Consider the following 18,694-nt stretch of genomic DNA (forward strand, 5'->3'; position numbering starts at 1 on the left):
GCCCGCTCCTAAGCTGTGTCCCTGCCCGGCGATCGTTTGCGGCATCGGCTACGAACCCAAGGCATGAAGAAGCTTCAGAACTGGCTCAAGGGTCCCACCGCCATGGCCGCGCTGGCCGGCGTGGTGGCGGCCGCCGTCGTACTTTCCGTCGCGGAGCTGATCGGGGCGTTCTTTACGGCGCGGGCCACTCCCGTGATCGCGCTGGGGTCCACCTTCATCGATTTCACGCCGCCGTGGATGAAGGATTTTGCCATCGCAACGTTCGGCACCAATGACAAGGCCGCGCTGTTCGTGGGCATGGGGCTGACCATCTTCCTGCTGGCCTGCGTGCTGGGCGTGGCGGCCTACCGGAAGTGGGCGCTGGGCGTGGCGGGTGTCCTGTTCATGGGGGCGGTGATCGTGGCCAGCGTGGTCACGCGGGCAAGCGTCAAACCGCTCGACGCCGTCCCCACCGTTCTGGGAACGGTGGCCGGGCTCGTGGTCCTCCGGCTGCTGATCGCCCCGCTCTGGCGGCTGAAGGCTTGGCCGGAAGCGCCTGCTGACACGGGCGCCAAGGAACCCGGCCGTCCAGCCACCAGCCGGCGCCGCTTCTTCGCGGCCGCCGGAGTCACCGCCATCGCTGCCGGGATCGCTGCCACCGGCGGACGCCTCCTGAGTGCCGCGCGCAGCAACATCGCCCAGGCCCGGGAGGCCCTGCAGCTGCCCACCCCGGTGAAGCCGGCCGCGGCCGTTCCCGCCGGCGTCCAGTCCCCCGCCCCCGGCGTCACGCCGTGGATCACCCCCAACGGCGACTTCTACCGGATCGACACCGCCCTGAGCGTTCCCGAAATCAACGTGGATGACTGGGAGCTCCGGGTCCACGGCCTGGTGGAGGAGGAGGTCCGCCTCACCTTCCAGGACCTGCTCGACGCCGATCTCATCGAATCGCACGTGACGCTCACCTGCGTGTCCAACCCGGTGGGCGGGAATCTGGCCGGAAATGCGCGCTGGCTCGGCCTGCCGATCCGTGAGGTCCTCAAGCGGGCCCGCCCCAAAGACGGGGCGGACATGGTGCTCTCGACGTCGATCGACGGCTTCAGCGCTTCCACACCGCTGGAAGTACTGCAGGATGACCGCGACGCCATGCTGGCGATCGGCATGAACGGCGAGCCCCTCCCGCTGGAGCACGGGTACCCGGTGCGCATGGTGGTGCCCGGGCTGTACGGGTTCGTTTCCGCCACCAAGTGGGTGGTGGACCTGGAAGTCACACGGTTCGCGGACAGCAAGGCTTACTGGACGCAGCGAGGCTGGTCCGAGCGCGGCCCGATCAAGACGATGGCCCGGGTGGAGGTCCCGAAGTCCTTCGCCAAGGTGCCGGCCGGGCGCGTGGCGATCGGCGGCACGGCATGGGCCCAGACCCGAGGCATCACCAAGGTTGAAGTCCAGATCGACAACAACCCCTGGGCCGAAGCAGTCCTGTCCACCGAGGCGTCCCTCATCACCTGGCGCCAGTGGTCCTTCGCCTGGGAGGCCACCCCCGGACCGCACTACATCAAGGTCCGCGCCACGGACGGCACCGGCGAAGTCCAGACCGACCAGCGGGCCGATCCGGTGCCCGACGGCGCGTCCGGCTGGCAGTCGGTCATGGTCACCGTGGAGTAGCCGGGGATTGGGCGGTCCGGCCCCTAGACTGGCTTCATGCCGCACAACCCCCATGCCACGTTCACCGTGGACTCCGCCGTCGAACTGGCCGTCATCGAACGCAGCGGGTTTGTGGAGTCCCGGCATATCGGCTCCGCGGTGCTGCTGGCAGCGGACGGCACGGTGGTGACCGAACTGGGTGACATCACCACCCCCATCTTTGCCAGGTCAGCGCTGAAGCCGCTGCAGGCACTGGCTTCCATGCAGTCAGGTGTTCCGTTGCGCGGCGCCCAGGTTGCCTTGGCGTGCGGCAGCCACTCGGGATCCCTGGACCACATGGACGTTGCGGAGGGAATGCTGAAAGCCGCTGGCGTCACCGAGGAACACCTCCAGTGCCCGGCTGCCTGGCCGTACGACGAAACAGCCCGCAACTGGCTGGTGCGCTCCGAACGGGGCAAGTCGAAACTGGCCTTTAACTGCTCCGGGAAACACGCGGCGTTCCTGTGGGCCTGTACCGAAAACGGCTGGGACACGCACAGTTACCTCGAGCCAAACCATCCCCTGCAGCAACGGGTGCGCAGCGTGATCGAGGAGTACACCGGAGAACGCATCGCGCACCTGGGGATTGACGGCTGCGGCGCCCCGGTAGCTGCCGTATCCCTGACCGGCCTGGCACGCGCCTTCTCCATGCTGGCCAAAGCGCCGGGCGACAAGAACTCCAACGCCCGCGCGGCCACCATCGCCACATCCATGCTGGACTACCCGTGGGCGGTCCAGGGCCGCGGCGAGGATAACACCGTGGTCATGGACGAGCTCGGAATCCTCGCCAAGATCGGAGCCGAAGGTGTGCTGGCCATGGCCACCCCGCAGGGCGTGTCAGTGGCCGTGAAAATTCTGGACGGCAACATCCGAGCCACGTCCCTGGTGGGACTGACCATGCTCGCCGCCGCCGGAGCGGTGGACATCCCCGGTGTCTCCAGCGTCCTGGAAAAAGTGGTCAGCCCGGTGATGGGCGGCGGCCAGCCGGTGGGCAGGATCCGCCTGGGCCCGGCCGTGTCCGCCCTGCTCGACTGAAGCCGCTCGACTGAGCTCTGCCCGACTGCTGAACTCCGCCCGACTGAACGCCGCCCGAAAAACCGCAGGGCGCCCGCTAAGCCGCAGGGCGCCCGGACCACTGGACGACGCGCCCACTGCGCGCCGCCAGCGGCCCGGACCTCCTGTGGGCCCCGTTTGAGGCGCCCGTTACGCCGCGCTGTCCTGGATGGGCGCGACGGCGGCAGCCATGCTCGGCTGGTAAGGACGCCCCAGTGCCCGGTATTCCCAGCCCCGCGACGTGTAGCGCTCAGGATCGAGCGCGTGCCGTCCGTCCACAATGCGGCGGTGGCGCACCAGGACCCCCAGATCGTCCGGGTCCGCCGCGCGGAACTCCTCCCATTCGGTCAGCAGTGCCACCACGTCCGCCTGCTCAACGGCGGCAGCCAGGCTGCCCACATAGTTAAGGTCCGGGTACAGCCGGTGGGCGTTGGCGTTTGCTTCCGGATCGTAGACAGAAACGATGGCCCCCTCGAGGTAGAGCATCCGCGCCACGTCCAGGGCCGGGGCATCGCGGACATCATCTGAATTGGGTTTGAAGGCAGCTCCGAGGGCGGCGATCTTTACCCCCTCGAGGTTCCCGCCGGCGAGCTCCCGCACCAGGTCCACCGTGCGGACGCGGCGGCGGTTGTTGATGGAGTCCACCTCGCCCAGGAAGCTGACGGCCTGCCCCACTCCGAGCTCCTCGGCGCGGTGTTTGAAGGCACGGATGTCCTTGGGGAGGCACCCGCCACCGAAACCAAGCCCTGGTTTGAGGAACCTGCCGCCGATCCGGTCATCCAGGCTCAGGGCGGACGCCAGCAGGCTGACATCCGCGGAGGTGGCCTCACAGACTTCAGCCATGGCGTTGATGAAGGAGATCTTGGTGGCCAGGAAGGAATTGGCAGCCACTTTGACCAGTTCCGCGGTGGCGAGGTCCGCAACGATCAGGGGTGTCCCGTCGTCGAGCAGTGGCTTGAAAGCACGCCGCAGCATTTCTTCGGCCCACGGCGATGTCACACCGAACACCAGGCGGTCCGGGTGCAGGGTGTCCTGGACCGCGAAACCTTCCCGGAGGAATTCCGGGTTCCAGGCGAGTTCGAGTTCGGCGCCCAGCGGGGAGATGTCCGCAACCATCCTCGTGAGCCGCTCAGCCGTGCCGATAGGGACCGTGGACTTCCCCACCAGCAGTGCCTTGCGCCCGATGCGGGCAGCGAGCCCGGAGAACGCAGACTCCACGTAGCTGAGGTTTGCCGCGGACGAGTTGGGAGCCTGCGGGGTGCCCACGCAGATGAAGTGAACATCGCCGAATTCGGCCACATCATCCAGATCGGTGGTGAACCTCAGCCGGCCGGAGGCCAGTGCCTCCTCGAGCTTTTCCGGAAGTCCGGGTTCAAAAAAGGGCACCTTGCCTGCCCGGAGCTGGTCTATTTTGTGGTGGTCGACGTCGAAGCCCAGGACATCGAAGCCCATGATCGCCATGCAGATTGCGTGCGTTGCGCCGAGGTACCCGGTACCGATCACCGTGATTTTGGGCGCGCTGGAGGACTCTATGGTGTGCATTGGTTTCTCGTTCCTTATTTGTCAGGCGAGGATTGAGCAGAATTCCGGGTTTCCGGGGACGTTCCCTAGTTGGTGCAGGGCAGGTTGGAGAGTCCCTGCTCCGCCTGGGAGGCAGTGTTGCTGCACTCGACCACGTTGTCGCGCACCGGTTTCAATGAGTAGCCAAACCCGGGACCGTTGACTTCGGCGGTGTTCTCCCGGAAGACGTTCCCGGTGCCCCAGCCGTCGAGGATCTCGTGTGTTTGGAACCCATCCAAGGGCGAGTTCTTGCCTGTGTTCCTTTCTATCCGCCAGCCCTTGCCTTTGACATCAACCCAGGAGTCGGCCTCCTGGATGGATGAACCTTCAAAGTTGTTGCCGATCAGGGCCCCGTCCGAGGTCCCTTCCTTGATGTCGACGCTTTCCGCGGTGGTGCCGGAGATGGTGTTTTCCCGGATTTCGTTGCGGTCGCTCCTGTCCGGTTCACACGCTGTGATGTCGCACCAGTTGCTCTCGGCCGTGCCGATGTAGATGCCCTCGCCGAACTTGGGTTTCCGCAGTCCGGCACCGGTTATGGTGTTGCCCACCACCCGGTTGTCCGAACTGAACCTGCGCAGGTGGATTGCTTCGTCACCGGTGCCTTCTACCGCCAGGCCCTGGATGACCGACTGGGTGGCCGCATCGAGCATCACCCCTTTTTGCCCGTTCCGGACCGTGAATCCCTGTAGCGTCCAATAGGCAACCCGGTCCAGGTGCAGGACGTAACCGTCCTCCGGCCCGCCGCCGTCGAGCACTGCTCCCTTTCCACCGCACAGCGTGATGGGCTGCTCTGCCGTCCCGGTCCCGGTTCCCACGAAGTTGCCCACGTAGACGCCGTCTGCCAGGAGAATGACGGCGCCGGGCTGCGGGGAAGCCAGGGCTGCCGTCAGTTCGGCCGCCGTGGTCACTGTCACGCCCGCTGCCGGGCAGCCCGGTGAAACAGCCGCCGGTCCGCCGGCTGCGCCCGAGGGGACCGCCGTCCCCTGCTGGCCCGGAGAAGGGGCAGTATCAGTCCTTGGCGCAGCGTTCTGGAAACTGACCACCGCGAAGACAACCACCAGCATGACCAGCACCATGGAGACGAGGGCGATCCAGACGCGGGGCTCCAACCGGCGGCCCGTCACTGCAGCTGCCTCACGTCGTCATACGTCACCACTCCCCTGCTGAGCGAGGTCAGCGGGACGTGGTCGGCGTAAGGGCTGCGGAGGACACGTTCGGCGTTCTTGCCGCGGGCCACGGCGGTCACCAACAACAGTGCCCCCAGCAGGAACCAGATGAAGGTCAGCGGCTGGAAGACGGACTTCACCACGCGCTCCACCGTGTAGGCCGGCACCCAGGCCAGGATGTCATTTTCTCCCAGCAGGGCGCCTGCCGAATCTTCAGCCCAGATTGCTGTGGACCCGTTGCCCGCGACGTAGTTGCCCTCGACATTGGTTTCATTGACATCGCCCAGCAAGGTGATGCCGTGATTGGAAATGTTGTTCAGGGTGTTCTCCTTCACCACGGCTCCTGCATCCCGGACGTAAATACCAGTATCCCCACCGGTGATGGTGTTGCCAGTGACCTCTGCCCTTGATCCGGCCTCCCGAACCGCTACGGCTTGCCTGGTCTGGTCCAGGAGGATGTTGTTGGCGATGGTCACGTCCGTGGCCCCGTCCGTTGCCACAATGCCCACCTCGTTCCGTGCGAGCCTGTTGTTCCGGACGGTCAGGCCAGCCCCGCCCACCACCTCGATCCCGTAGCGGGCATTTTCGTCGAATGAACCGCCGCTGACCTGGTTGCCGCCGTAGCCGTCGACGGCGGTTCCTACGGCGTTAGGCCCGTCGGCGAGCGGCCGTCCGTCCATGGAGAGCCCGTTGCGGCCGTTCTCCCTCGCCTGGATGTTTTCGAAACTGATGCTTTCGGTGGACCGTCCGATGCTGAACCCGTCCACCGCGTTCCCGGAGGAGGACGTCCCGGTGATGGTGGCGTTGGAGACAAACCGGTGGAGGACCAGGCCGTCCACCAGGCTTCCGTAGATGACGGTGTCCCTAACCACCACATCCCGGGCGTTGGTCACGAAAAGACCGAAGGCGTTGTTTTCGACCCGGAGGTTTTCAATGCCCGCCGTGACCACGCTGTAGTCCTGGGCCGATTCCTGGGTGAGGTTTTGCAGCTCGGCCTCCGGCAGTAGCCGGGCTCCGCCGTCTGCCTCCGGGGCCTGTGCCGCCGCCGGCTGCTGCTCGCCGAAGGACCCGACGGCGTCCGTTCCGGTGAGGGACAGCCCGCCGGTGTTTCCGCTCCAGAATCCCAGATAGGAGACGTCCGAGTGGGCGAAGGACGCGTGGCCGCCGACCACGCGGATGTAGGCCCGCCCGTCCTCGGTGGTCTTGTCCGGGCCACCCTTGGTGCTGTCCCAGCTGGTGATGGAAACCTTGGCGGCTTCAGAGCCGCCCAAGGTGAGGGACCCGCCCAGCGCCACCACGGAGGCGAACCCCTGGGCGCCGCTTTCGAGCCGGATGTCCAGGCCCCGGGCCGGGTCCGGCGAAGCCAGGGTGAGGGTGGCGCCGGCCAGCACAGCAACGCTCTCGGAAAGCAGGTAAGACCCGCCATCCTGCAGGCGGAACGCGTGCGGCGCCAATGCCAGCAGGTCGGCCAGGGTGTAGGCCTCGTTCCGGGCGGGCAGGACCAGCGTGTAGCTCGAACCTGTCCGGATCCGGTAGGCACCCTCCAGGCCTTCCACCCGCCAGCGGGCTGCCGACGCGACGGTCCGCACGTACACCAGGCGTTCGTCTTCCTGCTCCACGAGGCGCGCCTCGGAGGCGGGATCGCCCGGATACAGCACCCCCTGGACGTTGCCGTTGTCCGCGATCTCGTTGCGGCCCACCGCATCCACAGCTTCACCCTTGCCGATGTTTCCGGCGTAGATGAAGCCTGCGGTGGCCAACGCGGCGGTGAGTGCAACAACCACCAGCGCGCGGCCCGCCCTCATGCTGCCACCTCACCCGTGGTCAGGCTCGCAGCGTCCTGCCCGTCCCCGCCCAGCTGGTCCGCATGGCGGGTCAGCCAGCCCTGTTTGTTCATGGTGGCGAAGGCGTAGAGCTTGATGGGGAGAGCCACCAGGATCACGGTGACCGCCAGGACGGGAAGGATCAGGATGTCCTTGGGGTGCCGGCGCAGGTGCGAAATCCCCCGGATCCCCCGGCCCAGCAGGAGCCAGCACGCTGCCGCTGCCACGCCGAAGGGTGTGGGGTCCAGCCGGTTGAAGATGAGGTAGAACATGGTTAGGCCCATGGTCAGCGGAGTGAGGATGATCTGGAGGACGGTCACCTTGGTCACGAACGGGACCCGCCAGAGCCACCCTTTGGCAATGGCGGTGAGGTAGCACCGGTACGAGTTCCGGCTCCAGCGGATGCGCTGCTTCATGAATGCCCGGAAACTGGCGGGGAACATGGACAGTGCCCGGGCTGAGGACTGGTGGACGGTCTTGTAGCCGGAGGCCAGCACCAGCCAGGTGAGCCGTCCGTCGTCGCCGGAAATGCAGCGCTTTCCCATGAAGTATTCGTTCTCCAGGTGCTCGATGAGCCCCATGACGGCACTCCGCCGGTAAACGGCTGTGCGGCCGGAGATGCAGGGCACCGCACCGGCGCGGCCCATCGCCGGGACGTAATCGAGGTACCGGACGTTGACCAGCCAGTCCGCTATCCGCCGCCACACGCTGGTGTCCCGCTGGTAGACGGTCTGATGGGTTCCCACTGCCCCCACGGTGGGGTCCTCGAAGGGCATCTGGACGTTCTCCAGCAGGCCCGGCTGCCACCACGTGTCCGAGTCGGTGAGCACCAGGATCTCGAACCGGGCCATCCGCATGCCCACTCCCAGCGCGGACCGCTTGCCCACGTGGTGGAACAGGACCGGACGGATGGTCTCGTCCCCCAGGGCGGTGATCCGGTGGTAGGCGTCCAGGTCCTCGACGTCCAGGACCACGATGATTTCGTCCGGCTTCTGGGCCCGCCAGGACTCCAGGGCGCTCATCAGGATGTCCGGATCCTCATGGAAGGACGGCACCACCACCGACGTCGAGGCGCGGAAGTCTGTGACGATCGGGCCGGCGCGGTGGGAGAGGATGAACCTGTAAAGCCACAGGCCCCAGACGATCATGCCGGCAACTGCAAGTGGAAAGTAGGGTGAAATTTCGGCGTAGAACTCGCTGAAGCTGCCGCCGGTGAGGCTGCGGAAGGCATCGTTGAAGTCCAGGGGAAGGGGAGGCATGAGCGGCCCTTACTGTTGTGGATGTCAGTGAGGGACTGCCGGGCGGAGACGCCGGCGGCCAGTCCTGACCGCCACATCGAATCGGTGGCGGAAGCCCTGGTTGGATCGCCCCTACTGTGGGGGCCGGGCTATTCACTGCTGCCGACTCTGCGATGAGCCTTGTAACCACAATGCCCGGACGGATTACTCCGCCGCCAGTATTCGCGCTACCCTAATTGACTTCGCGGCTACCCGACTTCTTCCGTCCGGAGTACTCGCGTTTGCACAAGTGATTACTGAGATTGTTTCCGGAAGGGGACTCCGCCCGCATGGCCATAGCGCGCCGTCGTATCGGCATCGAAGAGGGCAAAGCGGCGCTTGCCGCGTGGCAGGAAGCTGCCGGCTCGCCGTCGGGCGCAGTCCCCCGGGCTGTCACCGCGACGGCGGTCCGGTACACCCTCGAAGAAGTCACCTCGCGGGCACCGGGGAACTCCGTGGAGGTCCGGGTGCCGCCGTTCGGCGTCACCCAGTGCGTTGAGGGTCCCCGGCACACCCGCGGCACGCCGCCGAACGTGATTGAGTGCGACGCCGCCACCTGGCTGGGGATGGTCACCGGCCAGTTAGGTTGGGCAGAGGCTGTGGCGGCGGGCAAAGTGGCAGCATCAGGCCTGCGTGCGGACCTGTCTTCACTGCTGCCGCTCTGACCCGCCGCTATCTGTTGCGCTACTGCCCGGGGTTGAGGACCACCTTGATGCAGCCGTCCTCTTTCTTCTGGAACTTCTCGTAGAGCGCGGGGGCGCCATCAAGCCCCGAGCGGTGGGTGACCAGATCCATGACACCCAGCGGATCGGCGTCGTCCTCCACCAGTGGCAGGAGATCATCCGTCCAGCGCCGCACGTTGCACTGCCCCATCCGCACCTGGAGCTGCTTGTCGAACATGGTCAGCAACGGCATGGGGCTTGCCTGCCCGCCGTAGACGCCGCTGAGGGAAAGGGTGCCGCCCCGCCGGACCGCGTCCACGGCAGTATGCAGTGCAGCGAGGCGGTCCACGCCGGCCGTCTCCATGGCCTTCTGGGCCAGTTTGTCCGGCAGCAGGCCGAGCGCCTGATGGGCGAACCCGGCCACAGGGGAGCCGTGCGCTTCCATGCCGACGGCGTCAACCACCGCATCCGGACCGCGGCCGGCCGTCATCTCCCGTAGTTCGTCGGCAACGCCCTTGCTGTAGTCCAGCGTTTCCACGCCGTGCCGGGCGGCCATGGCGCGCCGCTCGGGCACCGGGTCCACACCGATGACCCGCAGACCGCGGTGGACACCGATCCGTGCGGCGAACTGGCCCACCGGCCCCAGGCCGAAGACCGCCAGGGTGCCGCCGGGCGGGACATCCGCGTACTCCACTCCCTGCCAGGCGGTGGGCAGGATGTCGGAGAGGAACAGGTACCGCTCGTCCGGCAGCTCGGCCCCGACCTTCACCGGGCCGTAGTCCGCGTGCGGCACGCGAAGGTACTCTGCCTGCCCGCCGGGAACGGAACCGTACAGCTCTGAGAAACCCAACAGGGCGGCGCCTGAGCCCTTGTCCTTGACCTGGGTTGTCTCGCACTGGGACTGCAGGCCCTGGCTGCACATGTAGCAGTGGCCACAGGAGATGTTGAAGGGAACCACCACCCGGTCACCCTTGCGGAGGTTGGTGACGCCGCTGCCCACTTCCTCCACAATGCCCATGGGTTCGTGTCCGATCACGTCGCCTTTGTGCATGTAAGGACCGAGCACCTCGTAGAGGTGGAGATCCGAGCCGCAGATTGCTGTGGACGTGATCCGCACTATCGCATCCGTGGGTTCCTGGATCACCGGATCCGGGACTTCTTCCACGCGGACTGAACGTTTGCCTTGCCAGGTGAGGGCCTTCATGAGCCTGCCTTCCATGGGGTTGGGGTGGTTATCCGTAGTCCGACGCTAACCCGTCCGGTGAGAAAACGTAAGTAGGCTGATGAATTTTCCGGAAGCAGGACTAACGTCAGCGTGGCGTAGGGAAGGCCTGTGCAAGCAGGGCGCCGATGGCACTGCCCTCCAGGTTTTCGAGGATCTCCCGTGGACCGGCGAACACCTCTGCCGCACCGGCCTCCCGGAGCTCGGCCGCGCTGGTGCCGCCACAGGTGACTCCGATGGCCGGCACCCCTAGGGCCACGGCAGCCTTCATGTCCCACACTGCGTCCCCGACGTAGACGGCGCCGGCCGCCGAGCCCCCAACGGCCTTGAGCGCGGCAATCAGGAGGTCCGGAGCAGGCTTGCTCGCCTTCGCGTCAGCGGGGCCTGTGGCGGCGTCAATGAACGCATCGGCACCCAGCGCCTTCCGCGCAGCCGCAAGGTCCGGCTCGCGGGCCGATGACGCCAGGGCGACTGCCAGCCCGCGGGCGTGGCATTCTGCGAGCAGTTCCTTTGCGCCGTCCAATGCGCGCAGCGACGGCCAGTTCAAAGCGAAGAGCGCCGAGTGGCTGCTGAGGATTTCGGCGTCCGCATCCCGGTTACGGTCCGGCGGAAGGAGGGTGTCAACAAGGAGGCTGCCTGTCATGCCGACGCACCGGTGGATGGCCGCCATGGGAATGTCAAAATCCCGCATCCGGAAAGCCTGCCACCAGGCCAACGTATGCAGGTAGGCGGAGTCAACCAGGGTCCCGTCAACATCAAAGAGGATAGCCCGTCGCATCCCCGGCTGGGCCGTCACCCGACAGCAGCCCGGGCGGAAAGCTTCTTACTGCGTGCGGCAGCCTTGTCCTTCGGGGAAGCCGGACGGACCCGATCCCGAATAACAGTTCCAGCGCCGTTGCTGCTGCAATCCCTGATCAGGCCCGTGCCAGCGATCTCGCGGGCCAGTTCGACACCTTTTACGGCCGCCCGCTTGGTTGGAAAAGTCACAGAGATGGCCATCAAATTCCCGGAACCATCCATCATTCTCACCCTGTAGCCGCCGTCAGGCGCATCCACCAGTTCAAAATATCCGGCCATTGCACTTACCCCTATCAGTCACTGCGCTGTGCCTTCTTTGGAGCGCTTCCCGTCAGTCTTAGTAAGTATACTTACTTCCTGCGCGGAGCAGTAGGGCCCTTCGGCCCAAGACCCTTACTGCCCGACCCTTTCCGTCTCCGGGGGGATAGGGGTATCGCTCCTGCGAACCGTATCCTGATGCAGTTCAAGGGCGCTTGTGACCAGGGCAAAGTGGCTGAAGGCCTGGGGTGTGTTGCCCAGCTGCCGGCCTGCTTTCACGCCCCATTCCTCACTGAGGAGCCCCACATCGTTGCGGAGTTCGAGCAGCCGTTCGAACAGTGCTGCGGATTCCTCCGAACGCCCTGCGCCCAACAATGCCTCCACCAGCCAGAAGGAACACGCGAGGAACACGCCCTCATCCCCCGGGAGGCCGTCGTCGCTTTCGGCGGGACGGTAGCGCAGGACAAAGCCATCCTCCGTAAGCTCACGCTGGATCGCATCGATTGTTCCGAGCACCCGGGGATCATCAGCCGGGAGGAAGCCCACCCGCGGAATCAGCAGCAGGCTGGCGTCAAGTTCCGGCCGCCCGTAGGACTGGGTGAAGGTGTTGCGCACGGAGTCAAAGCCATTGGCCATCACTTCCCGGTGGATGGTATCGCGGAGCGCCTCCCAGCGTTCGGCCGGGCCCGGAAGCCCAAACTCGCGCACACCCTTCACCATGCGGTCGGCGGCCACCCAGGCCATCACTTTGGAATGGGTGAAATGGCGCCGTGGCCCGCGCATCTCCCAGAGCCCGTTGTCCGGCTGGTCCCAGACCGTTTCCAGGTGTTCCATCAACGTCACCTGCAGATCCCAGGATTCGTCCGTGTGCTTCAACAGGGAGTGCCGGGTCAGTGCCAGGCAGTCCAGCACCTCGCCCCAGACGTCCAGCTGAAGCTGCTCCGCGGCGCCGTTGCCAATCCGCACAGGTTTGGAGTTCTCGTACCCTGCAAGCCACGGCAGCTCCATCTCCGGCAGCCGGCGTTCGCCGTGGATCCCGTACATGATCTGGAGATCGGCCGGGTCCCCTGCCACGGCACGGAGCAGCCAGTCACGCCAGGCGGCCGCCTCCGCCGTGTAGCCCGCAGCCAACAGTGCCTGCAGCGTCATGGTGGCGTCCCGCAGCCAGCAGTAGCGGTAGTCCCAGTTGCGCGGACCGCCGATCTGTTCCGGGAGGGACGTGGTCACGGCGGCGACGATGCCGCCGGTGGGAGCATAGGTCAGGGCTTTGAGTGTGATCAGCGAACGTGCCACGGCGTCCTGGTATTTACCCTTGACCGTGCACTGCGAAGCCCAGCCCCGCCAGAAGGCAAGCGTGGTGCTCAGCACCTCCTCGGCTGCCACGGTGTGGGGGCGGCCCACGTGGCTGGGAGCCCACGTCAGGACGAACGGAACGCGCTCCCCCGCCTGCACGGTGAAGTCGCTGACGGAGTGCAGGTTTTCCCCGCGCAAAGGCGCATCGGTGACAAAGTAGACGGCGTCCGGTCCCGCGATGGCGTGGAGTCCGTGCTTGTCCCGCCGGACCCAGGGAACAATGTGCCCGTAGTCGAACCTCAAGGTCAGTTCGCCGTGCATCCTGACGCTGCCGCTCACGCCCTCCACGATCCGCACGATGTCCGCCACCTCGTCCCGTGGCGGCATGAAGTCGATGACCCGGACGGTGCCCTCGGGCGTTTCCCACTCTGTTTCCAGCACCAGGGTCCCCTCCCGGTACGAGCGCCTGGTGCAGGTGCCGCCGCCCTCCGGCGCCAGCAGCCAGCGCCCGGCCTCCGGGGTATCCACCAGGGCGTTGAAGCAGGCCGGCGAGTCAAACCGCGGCAGGCACAGCCAGTCGATGGATCCCTCCGTGCTGATCAGTGCGCCGGTGTGGAGGTCGCCTACAACTGCGTAATCTTCTATCCGCGCCATTCCAATACAGTGCCACATGGAGTGCCCCGGATGGTGAACTCCGGCGGTGTAGCCTGAATTGATTGCCGGCCCTGACCACCGGAGACACCATGAAGCACGCAACGCCGCCGGACCCCTGCTGACCGTGGCGATTCACATCGGCACCTCCGGCTGGAGCTACGACCATTGGGAGAACGTCCTGTACCCGCCCGGCCTTCCCGCCCGGGACAGGCTCCAGCATTACGTTGCGCGTTTCAGCACTGTTGAGTTAAATGCCAGCTTCTACCGCTGGCCGCGGGATACCTCATTCGCCAGCTGGCGGCGCAGGCTGCCCGACGGTTTTCAGCTGTCCGTCAAAGCGCCCCGTGGACTGACCCACGGCAAGAAGCTGTACGCACCGGAAGTATGGATCGAGCGTATTGCCCGCTGCTGGCACGAACTCGGCGACAAACGGGCGGTGCTGCTGGTCCAGCTCCCTCCCCAGATGGCGCGCGACGACGCCCGGCTGGACTACTTCCTTGCGGCACTTCCGTGGTGGATCCCGGTTGCCGTGGAATTCCGGCACCCCAGTTGGGACCATCAGGACGTCTATTCCCTGCTCGAACGCCACCAGGCTGCCTACTGCATCATGAGCGGCGCCAACCTGCCGTGCATCCTGCGCACCACGGCGCCGTTCGTCTACGTCCGGCTGCACGGCCCCGACCACCAGCACCTGTACGGCGGCTCCTACTCGGACACGGACCTGCACTGGTGGGCGGACCGCATCCGCGAGTGGGCCAACGCCGGTCAGAACGTCTACGTGTATTTCAATAACGACGGCGGCGGGAACGCCGTGCGGAACGCCGAGACCCTGCGCTGGATCCTCGGCGCCGGCTGACGTCACGGAAGGAGGCGGATGCCGCCGTCCTGCCGCCCAGCGTCTTGGCTGTGGCAGAGTGGTAAGCATGGACAGGGCTCCCCAGAACGCACCGCACAACCTTCCGCACACGGCACAGCCAACCGGCACCCAGCTGTTCCGGCTGGCACACCGGATCTCCGACGTCGTCAACGGCGTCCGCATCCGGCTGGCCAAACGTTGGAACTTTGCGCCCCAAACCGTGGCCTACCAGGGCTACGGCTCCACGAGCTGGGTGCGCGTGCTCGGCAGGGTCCTGCTGACAAAGAAGCCTGCACCTGGCAGTCAGGCCGAACATGCAGCCCGCAACGGCACCCAGAACGTCCGCGGGTGGCGGGCCTTTACCGGCGTCCCCCTCCAGTACACGGACGTGGAGATCACCATCGGCGGCGTGGTGGCCCGGGTCAAGGCGGACCGGGGCGGGCTCATCGATACCGTGGTGGACGTTCAGCTCTCCCCCGGCTGGCATACGGCGCTCCTGCGTGCTGAGGGGACAGAACCCGTGGAGACGCTGATCCAGGTCATCGACAGCGACGCCAAGTTTGGAATTGTGTCCGACATTGACGACACCGTCATGGTGACTGCCCTGCCGAGGCCGTTCCTGGCGTTGTGGAACACGTTTGTGCTCAGCGAACGGGCCCGCATGGCCACGCCCGGCATGGCGGTCCTGCTGGACCGGCTGACCATCGAACACCCGGAAGCGCCGGTCATTTACCTGTCCACGGGCCCGTGGAACGCCGCGCCCACCCTTGCGCGTTTCCTTGGCCGGAACATGTACCCGGCCGGCGCACTCCTGCTGACGGACTGGGGCCTGACCCATGACCGCTGGTTCCGCAGCGGGCAGGAGCACAAGCACAAGAATCTTGAGCGCCTCGCGAAGGAATTCCCGGACATGCGGTGGCTGCTCATTGGCGACAACGGCCAGCACGACGAGCAGATCTACAACGGTTTTGCCCTGGAGCACGCGGACAAGGTGGCAGCCATCGCCATCCGGCAGCTCTCCGTCAGCGAGTCCGTCTTCGCCGGCGGCCACTCCGAGGACGGAGACCACACCACTTCCATGGTTCCGTGGATCTACTCGACGGATGGCGCCGGCATGGCCAAGCAGCTCAAGGTCCTGGACCTCCTTTAGGAGGCCCCTCCCAGCTGCCGCCGCCTAACTAGGCGGTGGCACCCAAGGCGGTCACGTCGCCGTCGGGCAGGTCCGTGTCCTCTTGGTCGCCCGCATCCGGCACCATGGCCTGCGCGAGGGCGATGTTCGCCGCTTCCGCGAGGTTCCGTTCCTCGATGAGCTCCTGGTACCAGAAGAAGGATGCCTTCGGCGTCCGCTCGAGGGTCTCGAAATCCACGTGGAGCAGGCCGAACGGCTGCTTGTAGCCCGCGGACCACTCGAAATTGTCCATCAGCGACCACACGTAGTAGCCCTGCAGCTCAATGGACTCCGCCTCACCGCCGGGAGCGGTGGCCGCCAGGGCAGCTTCGATGTGGTCCGAAAGGTACTTCAGTCGCCGCTCGTCAGGGATGAAGGTGGTGTTGGTGGACTTGTCGCGCACAGTGATGTCCTCGAAGCTCGCCCCGCCCTCCGTGATGATCACCGGCGGCAGGTTCGGATACCGCTCCGCCATCTCCTTCAGGGCCACGCGCATGTACTCGGGCTTCACCGGCCAGCCGTAGGAGGTGATGTCCGCTTCAGGCCAGGTCTCCACGTGGAAGGGCGTCCCGCCGCTGCCGGCGGCGGACAGGTCGCTTCCCATGGCCTCGGCCATGCTTGCCGGCACCGCACCCTCGCCCGGCCCCACGGCGACTTTGGTGGGCATGTAGTAGTTCAGTCCGTAAAAATCCAGCGGCTGGGAGATGATCTCCATGTCCTCGTCCGGGTGGTCGAAGGAGCTGAAGAACTTCGCGGCGCGGATAAGGTCCGGGTACTTACCCGTCAGCACGGGGTCCGCATAGAGCCGGTTCTGGGCCAGATCCATCAGGCCTGCACTGATCCGGTCAAGGGGGTTGATCGAGTTCGGGACCATGGGCGAGTAGACGTTGGTTATGCCGATACCGCCGGGAACCCCGGCAGCCCGGAGCGCCTGCACGGCCAGGCCGTGCCCCAGCAGTTGGTGGTGCACGGTGGGCAGGGCGTTGAGCAGGAGGGCCTCGCCCGGAGCATGCAGCCCCAGGGTGTAGCCGTTGGTGGTAACGGTGGCTGGTTCATTGATGGTGCACCACCGGGCCACCCTGTCCCCGTAGGCTTCGGCGGCGATGGCGGCAAATTCGCCCAGCCGGTAGGCGGTATCCCGGTTCATCCAGCCGCCGGCGTCATCCAGCGCCTTCGGTGTATCCCAGTGATAGAGCGTCAGCATGGGCGAAATCCCGTTGGCGAGCAGCTCGTCCAGGAGCCGGTCGTAGAAGTCCAACCCTTTTTGGTTCACGGCTCCGCTGCCCGTGGGCTGGATCCGTGCCCAGGAAACGGAGAACCGGTAGGAGTCCACACCCAGCTGTTTCAGCAGGGCAACGTCACTGGGCATCCGGTGGTAATGGTCGCAGGCGATTGCCGGGCTGTGATCGTCGACTATGGCGCCGGGCTTGGCAGCGAACACATCCCACCCGGCTTGGCCGCGGCCGTCCTCGTCCAGCGCGCCCTCGATCTGAAAGGCCGCGGTGGCAACCCCCAAGGTGAAGTCGGCGGGGATCCGGGCAGCCAGGTCCTTGGCGGTAATGTGCATGAAGTCAGCCCTTAATGACGGAGGGAACGTTTCCCGCAGGGTGCATAAACCACGGGTTTATCAGGTCCATATCCTCCCATAATTCCTTCGCGGAGGACCCCCGCGTGTCCGGCAAGAGCGTTTCCGGCAAGCGACAGAACCGGAAGCGTCACCAGTGTCACTGGGTGTCACTGCGAGCCGTCACTGCGGGTGTCACTGCGAGCCGTCACTGCGAGCCGAAGAGGAACTCCTTGGCGTGTGCCACTGCCTTGCGGTAGGCATCGTTCCGCAGCGTGACCAGGTGTTCCGGTTCGCCGTCGGCCGGTTCCAGGTAACCGGTGTAACCGGGACGGAGGACCCAGATGTCACCGGCGGGCGGAAGGTAAAACACCCCAAAGGACCGCTGCTGCCTCTCCTCGGCTGTCCACACGGGAACAACGGCCAGGGCAGCACCGGTGACGGGGTTGATCCACTGGGCACGGGGAAGCGGCTCCTCGTGGGCTTCCGGGTCCAGGAACGGGGCCGTGCCGGTGCCCCAGCGCTGCTCGAACCGTTCATGGAACGCCGGAATAAGGTGGGAATCGTAGCGGCGCCACTCGCTCATTTTATTTGTCCGCCTCCTCGGTGTTGTTGGTGTCTTAGGAGTCCGCCTCAGGTTTACGCTCAGATCCATGGACCGCTTTCCCAGCGCACCGGCATGATCCGGATGGTGGTCCCGGCGGGCGCTGCCCTGGTGTGCACCTTTCGGACCGGGATGTCGATCGCGGCTCCGCCCTCGCGTGGGGGTCCGGCAGTTGCGGCCCCTCCCGCGCTTGCCGCCCGTCCCTCGCTTGCCGCCCCTCCCGCGAGGGTGCTGTCGTAGGCAGCCCGCCGCACGGGATCGCGCAGGACGGCAAAGGCCTGCATGATCCGGAGCAGTTCGGCGTCCCGTGTGATGCGGTCCGCTGCCGTTCCGGTATCCGCACCCGCGGCGGTTCCGGCGTCGACATCCGGGTGGTGGGTCCGCATCAGCGCGCGGTAAGCACGGGAAATCTCCTGCTGCGTAGCGGCGGGATTCAACCGCAGGGCGGCGTAGTAGTCGGGCTGGGTGGTCATGGGGTACGTTCCGTGCTGTAACGGCCCGGGGCGCAGGCAGCCCGGGCTGCCTGCGCCCCGGCGTCCGGGACCTACGAACGGATCTCGTGCATGGATCCCTGCTTGGTTTCGATCTCGATCTTGCGCGGCTTGGCCTGCTCCGCAACCGGGATCCGGAGCGTGAGGACGCCCTGATCGTAACTGGCCTTGATGTTGTCCGTATCCAGCGCCTCACCCAGAATCAACTGGCGGCTGAAGACACCCCGCGGACGCTCGGAGGCCACCAGCTCGACATTGGGCTGGGTGGGATCCTGGCGCTCCGCCCGGACAGTCAGCACGTTGCGTTCCACATTCAGGTCCACGGAATCCAGCTTGACGCCCGGAAGATCGAACGCCACCACGAATTCGCCGTTTTCCTGCCAGGCGTCCATGGGCATGGCAGCCGGCCGGGCAACGGTCCCGAAGACCTGCTGGGTGAGCCGGTCCAGCTCACGGAACGGGTCCGTACGCATCAACATCATCTTTCCACTCCTCTTGTAGAAGTTTTGATCCAGTATCCATATCCACACCACTTATCTATGGTGGTGGATATAGATTTTTTATAGCACCCGTGAGAGACTGATGC

General features: G+C 65.9%; 17 protein-coding genes. 5 read left to right on the forward strand and 12 right to left on the reverse strand.

Annotated features, from left to right (window positions below):
- The first annotated feature begins 63 nt into the window (after positions 1-63).
- Both ACP7AX_RS11570 and ACP7AX_RS11575 read left to right on the forward strand, forming a co-directional pair.
- Positions 64-1,641 carry a molybdopterin-dependent oxidoreductase gene (locus ACP7AX_RS11570; protein WP_131684436.1) on the forward strand — a complete coding sequence of 526 codons (1,578 nt, stop codon included), beginning with the start codon at positions 64-66 and terminating at the stop codon, positions 1,639-1,641.
- Positions 1,642-1,677: 36 nt separating this feature from the next.
- Positions 1,678-2,694, forward strand: a complete 1,017-nt coding sequence (locus tag ACP7AX_RS11575; RefSeq protein ID WP_131684435.1) for an asparaginase — start codon at positions 1,678-1,680, stop codon at positions 2,692-2,694.
- Between the two features lie 168 nt (positions 2,695-2,862).
- On the opposite strand, the gene ACP7AX_RS11580 is transcribed toward ACP7AX_RS11575, so the two are convergent.
- The 4 genes from ACP7AX_RS11580 to ACP7AX_RS11595 all read right to left on the reverse strand — a co-directional run bounded on the left by ACP7AX_RS11580 (position 2,863) and on the right by ACP7AX_RS11595 (position 8,520).
- Positions 2,863-4,254 carry a UDP-glucose dehydrogenase family protein gene (locus ACP7AX_RS11580; RefSeq protein WP_426226594.1) on the reverse strand — a complete coding sequence of 464 codons (1,392 nt, stop codon included), beginning with the start codon at positions 4,252-4,254 and terminating at the stop codon, positions 2,863-2,865.
- Positions 4,255-4,319: 65 nt separating this feature from the next.
- Positions 4,320-5,396: a hypothetical protein gene (locus ACP7AX_RS11585; RefSeq protein WP_426226595.1), complete on the reverse strand. Its 1,077-nt coding sequence runs from the start codon at positions 5,394-5,396 to the stop codon at positions 4,320-4,322.
- Positions 5,393-7,243: a right-handed parallel beta-helix repeat-containing protein gene (locus tag ACP7AX_RS11590; RefSeq protein WP_426226596.1), complete on the reverse strand. Its 1,851-nt coding sequence runs from the start codon at positions 7,241-7,243 to the stop codon at positions 5,393-5,395. The genes ACP7AX_RS11585 and ACP7AX_RS11590 overlap by 4 nt, the downstream gene beginning before the upstream one ends.
- Positions 7,240-8,520: a glycosyltransferase gene (locus ACP7AX_RS11595; protein WP_131684432.1), complete on the reverse strand. Its 1,281-nt coding sequence runs from the start codon at positions 8,518-8,520 to the stop codon at positions 7,240-7,242. Before ACP7AX_RS11595 ends, ACP7AX_RS11590 begins: the two co-directional genes overlap by 4 nt.
- Before the next feature lie 308 nt (positions 8,521-8,828).
- Here ACP7AX_RS11595 and ACP7AX_RS11600 point away from each other — a divergent pair, with 308 nt between their 5' ends.
- On the forward strand, positions 8,829-9,203 hold the full coding sequence (locus tag ACP7AX_RS11600) for a sterol carrier family protein (protein WP_131684431.1): 375 nt from the start codon (positions 8,829-8,831) through the stop codon (positions 9,201-9,203).
- 19 nt (positions 9,204-9,222) lie between these two features.
- Here ACP7AX_RS11600 and ACP7AX_RS11605 read toward each other — a convergent pair whose 3' ends face one another.
- The 4 genes from ACP7AX_RS11605 to ACP7AX_RS11620 form a co-directional block, all read right to left on the reverse strand.
- Positions 9,223-10,404 carry an alcohol dehydrogenase catalytic domain-containing protein gene (locus tag ACP7AX_RS11605; protein WP_131684430.1) on the reverse strand — a complete coding sequence of 394 codons (1,182 nt, stop codon included), beginning with the start codon at positions 10,402-10,404 and terminating at the stop codon, positions 9,223-9,225.
- A 106-nt stretch (positions 10,405-10,510) separates the two neighbouring features.
- A complete protein-coding gene (locus tag ACP7AX_RS11610) occupies positions 10,511-11,200 on the reverse strand; it encodes an HAD family hydrolase (protein ID WP_426226597.1) in 690 nt (229 codons plus the stop codon).
- A 14-nt stretch (positions 11,201-11,214) separates the two neighbouring features.
- Complete coding sequence (locus ACP7AX_RS11615; RefSeq protein ID WP_131684428.1) at positions 11,215-11,499, reverse strand: hypothetical protein; 285 nt, start codon at positions 11,497-11,499, stop codon at positions 11,215-11,217.
- A 114-nt stretch (positions 11,500-11,613) separates the two neighbouring features.
- On the reverse strand, positions 11,614-13,425 hold the full coding sequence (locus ACP7AX_RS11620; protein WP_426226598.1) for a glycoside hydrolase family 15 protein: 1,812 nt from the start codon (positions 13,423-13,425) through the stop codon (positions 11,614-11,616).
- Positions 13,426-13,549: 124 nt separating this feature from the next.
- On the opposite strand from ACP7AX_RS11620, the gene ACP7AX_RS11625 reads away from it, so the two are divergent.
- Together ACP7AX_RS11625 and ACP7AX_RS11630 are read left to right on the forward strand one after the other, a co-directional pair.
- The gene (locus ACP7AX_RS11625; RefSeq protein WP_131684426.1) at positions 13,550-14,281 is read left to right on the forward strand and encodes a DUF72 domain-containing protein; all 732 of its coding nucleotides are present in this window, start codon (positions 13,550-13,552) and stop codon (positions 14,279-14,281) included.
- A gap of 67 nt (positions 14,282-14,348) precedes the next feature.
- Positions 14,349-15,431 carry an App1 family protein gene (locus tag ACP7AX_RS11630; RefSeq protein WP_426226599.1) on the forward strand — a complete coding sequence of 361 codons (1,083 nt, stop codon included), beginning with the start codon at positions 14,349-14,351 and terminating at the stop codon, positions 15,429-15,431.
- A gap of 28 nt (positions 15,432-15,459) precedes the next feature.
- On the opposite strand, the gene ACP7AX_RS11635 is transcribed toward ACP7AX_RS11630, so the two are convergent.
- The 4 genes from ACP7AX_RS11635 to ACP7AX_RS11650 all read right to left on the reverse strand — a co-directional run bounded on the left by ACP7AX_RS11635 (position 15,460) and on the right by ACP7AX_RS11650 (position 18,587).
- On the reverse strand, positions 15,460-17,016 hold the full coding sequence (locus tag ACP7AX_RS11635) for a GH1 family beta-glucosidase (RefSeq protein ID WP_131684424.1): 1,557 nt from the start codon (positions 17,014-17,016) through the stop codon (positions 15,460-15,462).
- A gap of 205 nt (positions 17,017-17,221) precedes the next feature.
- Positions 17,222-17,599 carry a hypothetical protein gene (locus tag ACP7AX_RS11640; RefSeq protein WP_131684423.1) on the reverse strand — a complete coding sequence of 126 codons (378 nt, stop codon included), beginning with the start codon at positions 17,597-17,599 and terminating at the stop codon, positions 17,222-17,224.
- A gap of 59 nt (positions 17,600-17,658) precedes the next feature.
- Positions 17,659-18,090, reverse strand: coding sequence for a DnaJ domain-containing protein (locus tag ACP7AX_RS11645; RefSeq protein ID WP_131684422.1), 432 nt, complete (start codon positions 18,088-18,090; stop codon positions 17,659-17,661).
- 71 nt (positions 18,091-18,161) lie between these two features.
- Positions 18,162-18,587, reverse strand: a complete 426-nt coding sequence (locus ACP7AX_RS11650) for an Hsp20 family protein (protein ID WP_131684515.1) — start codon at positions 18,585-18,587, stop codon at positions 18,162-18,164.
- Positions 18,588-18,694: the final 107 nt, after the last annotated feature.

The sequence above is a fragment of the Pseudarthrobacter sp. DSP2-3-2b1 genome (assembly GCF_049895945.1).
GTDB lineage: Bacteria > Actinomycetota > Actinomycetes > Actinomycetales > Micrococcaceae > Arthrobacter.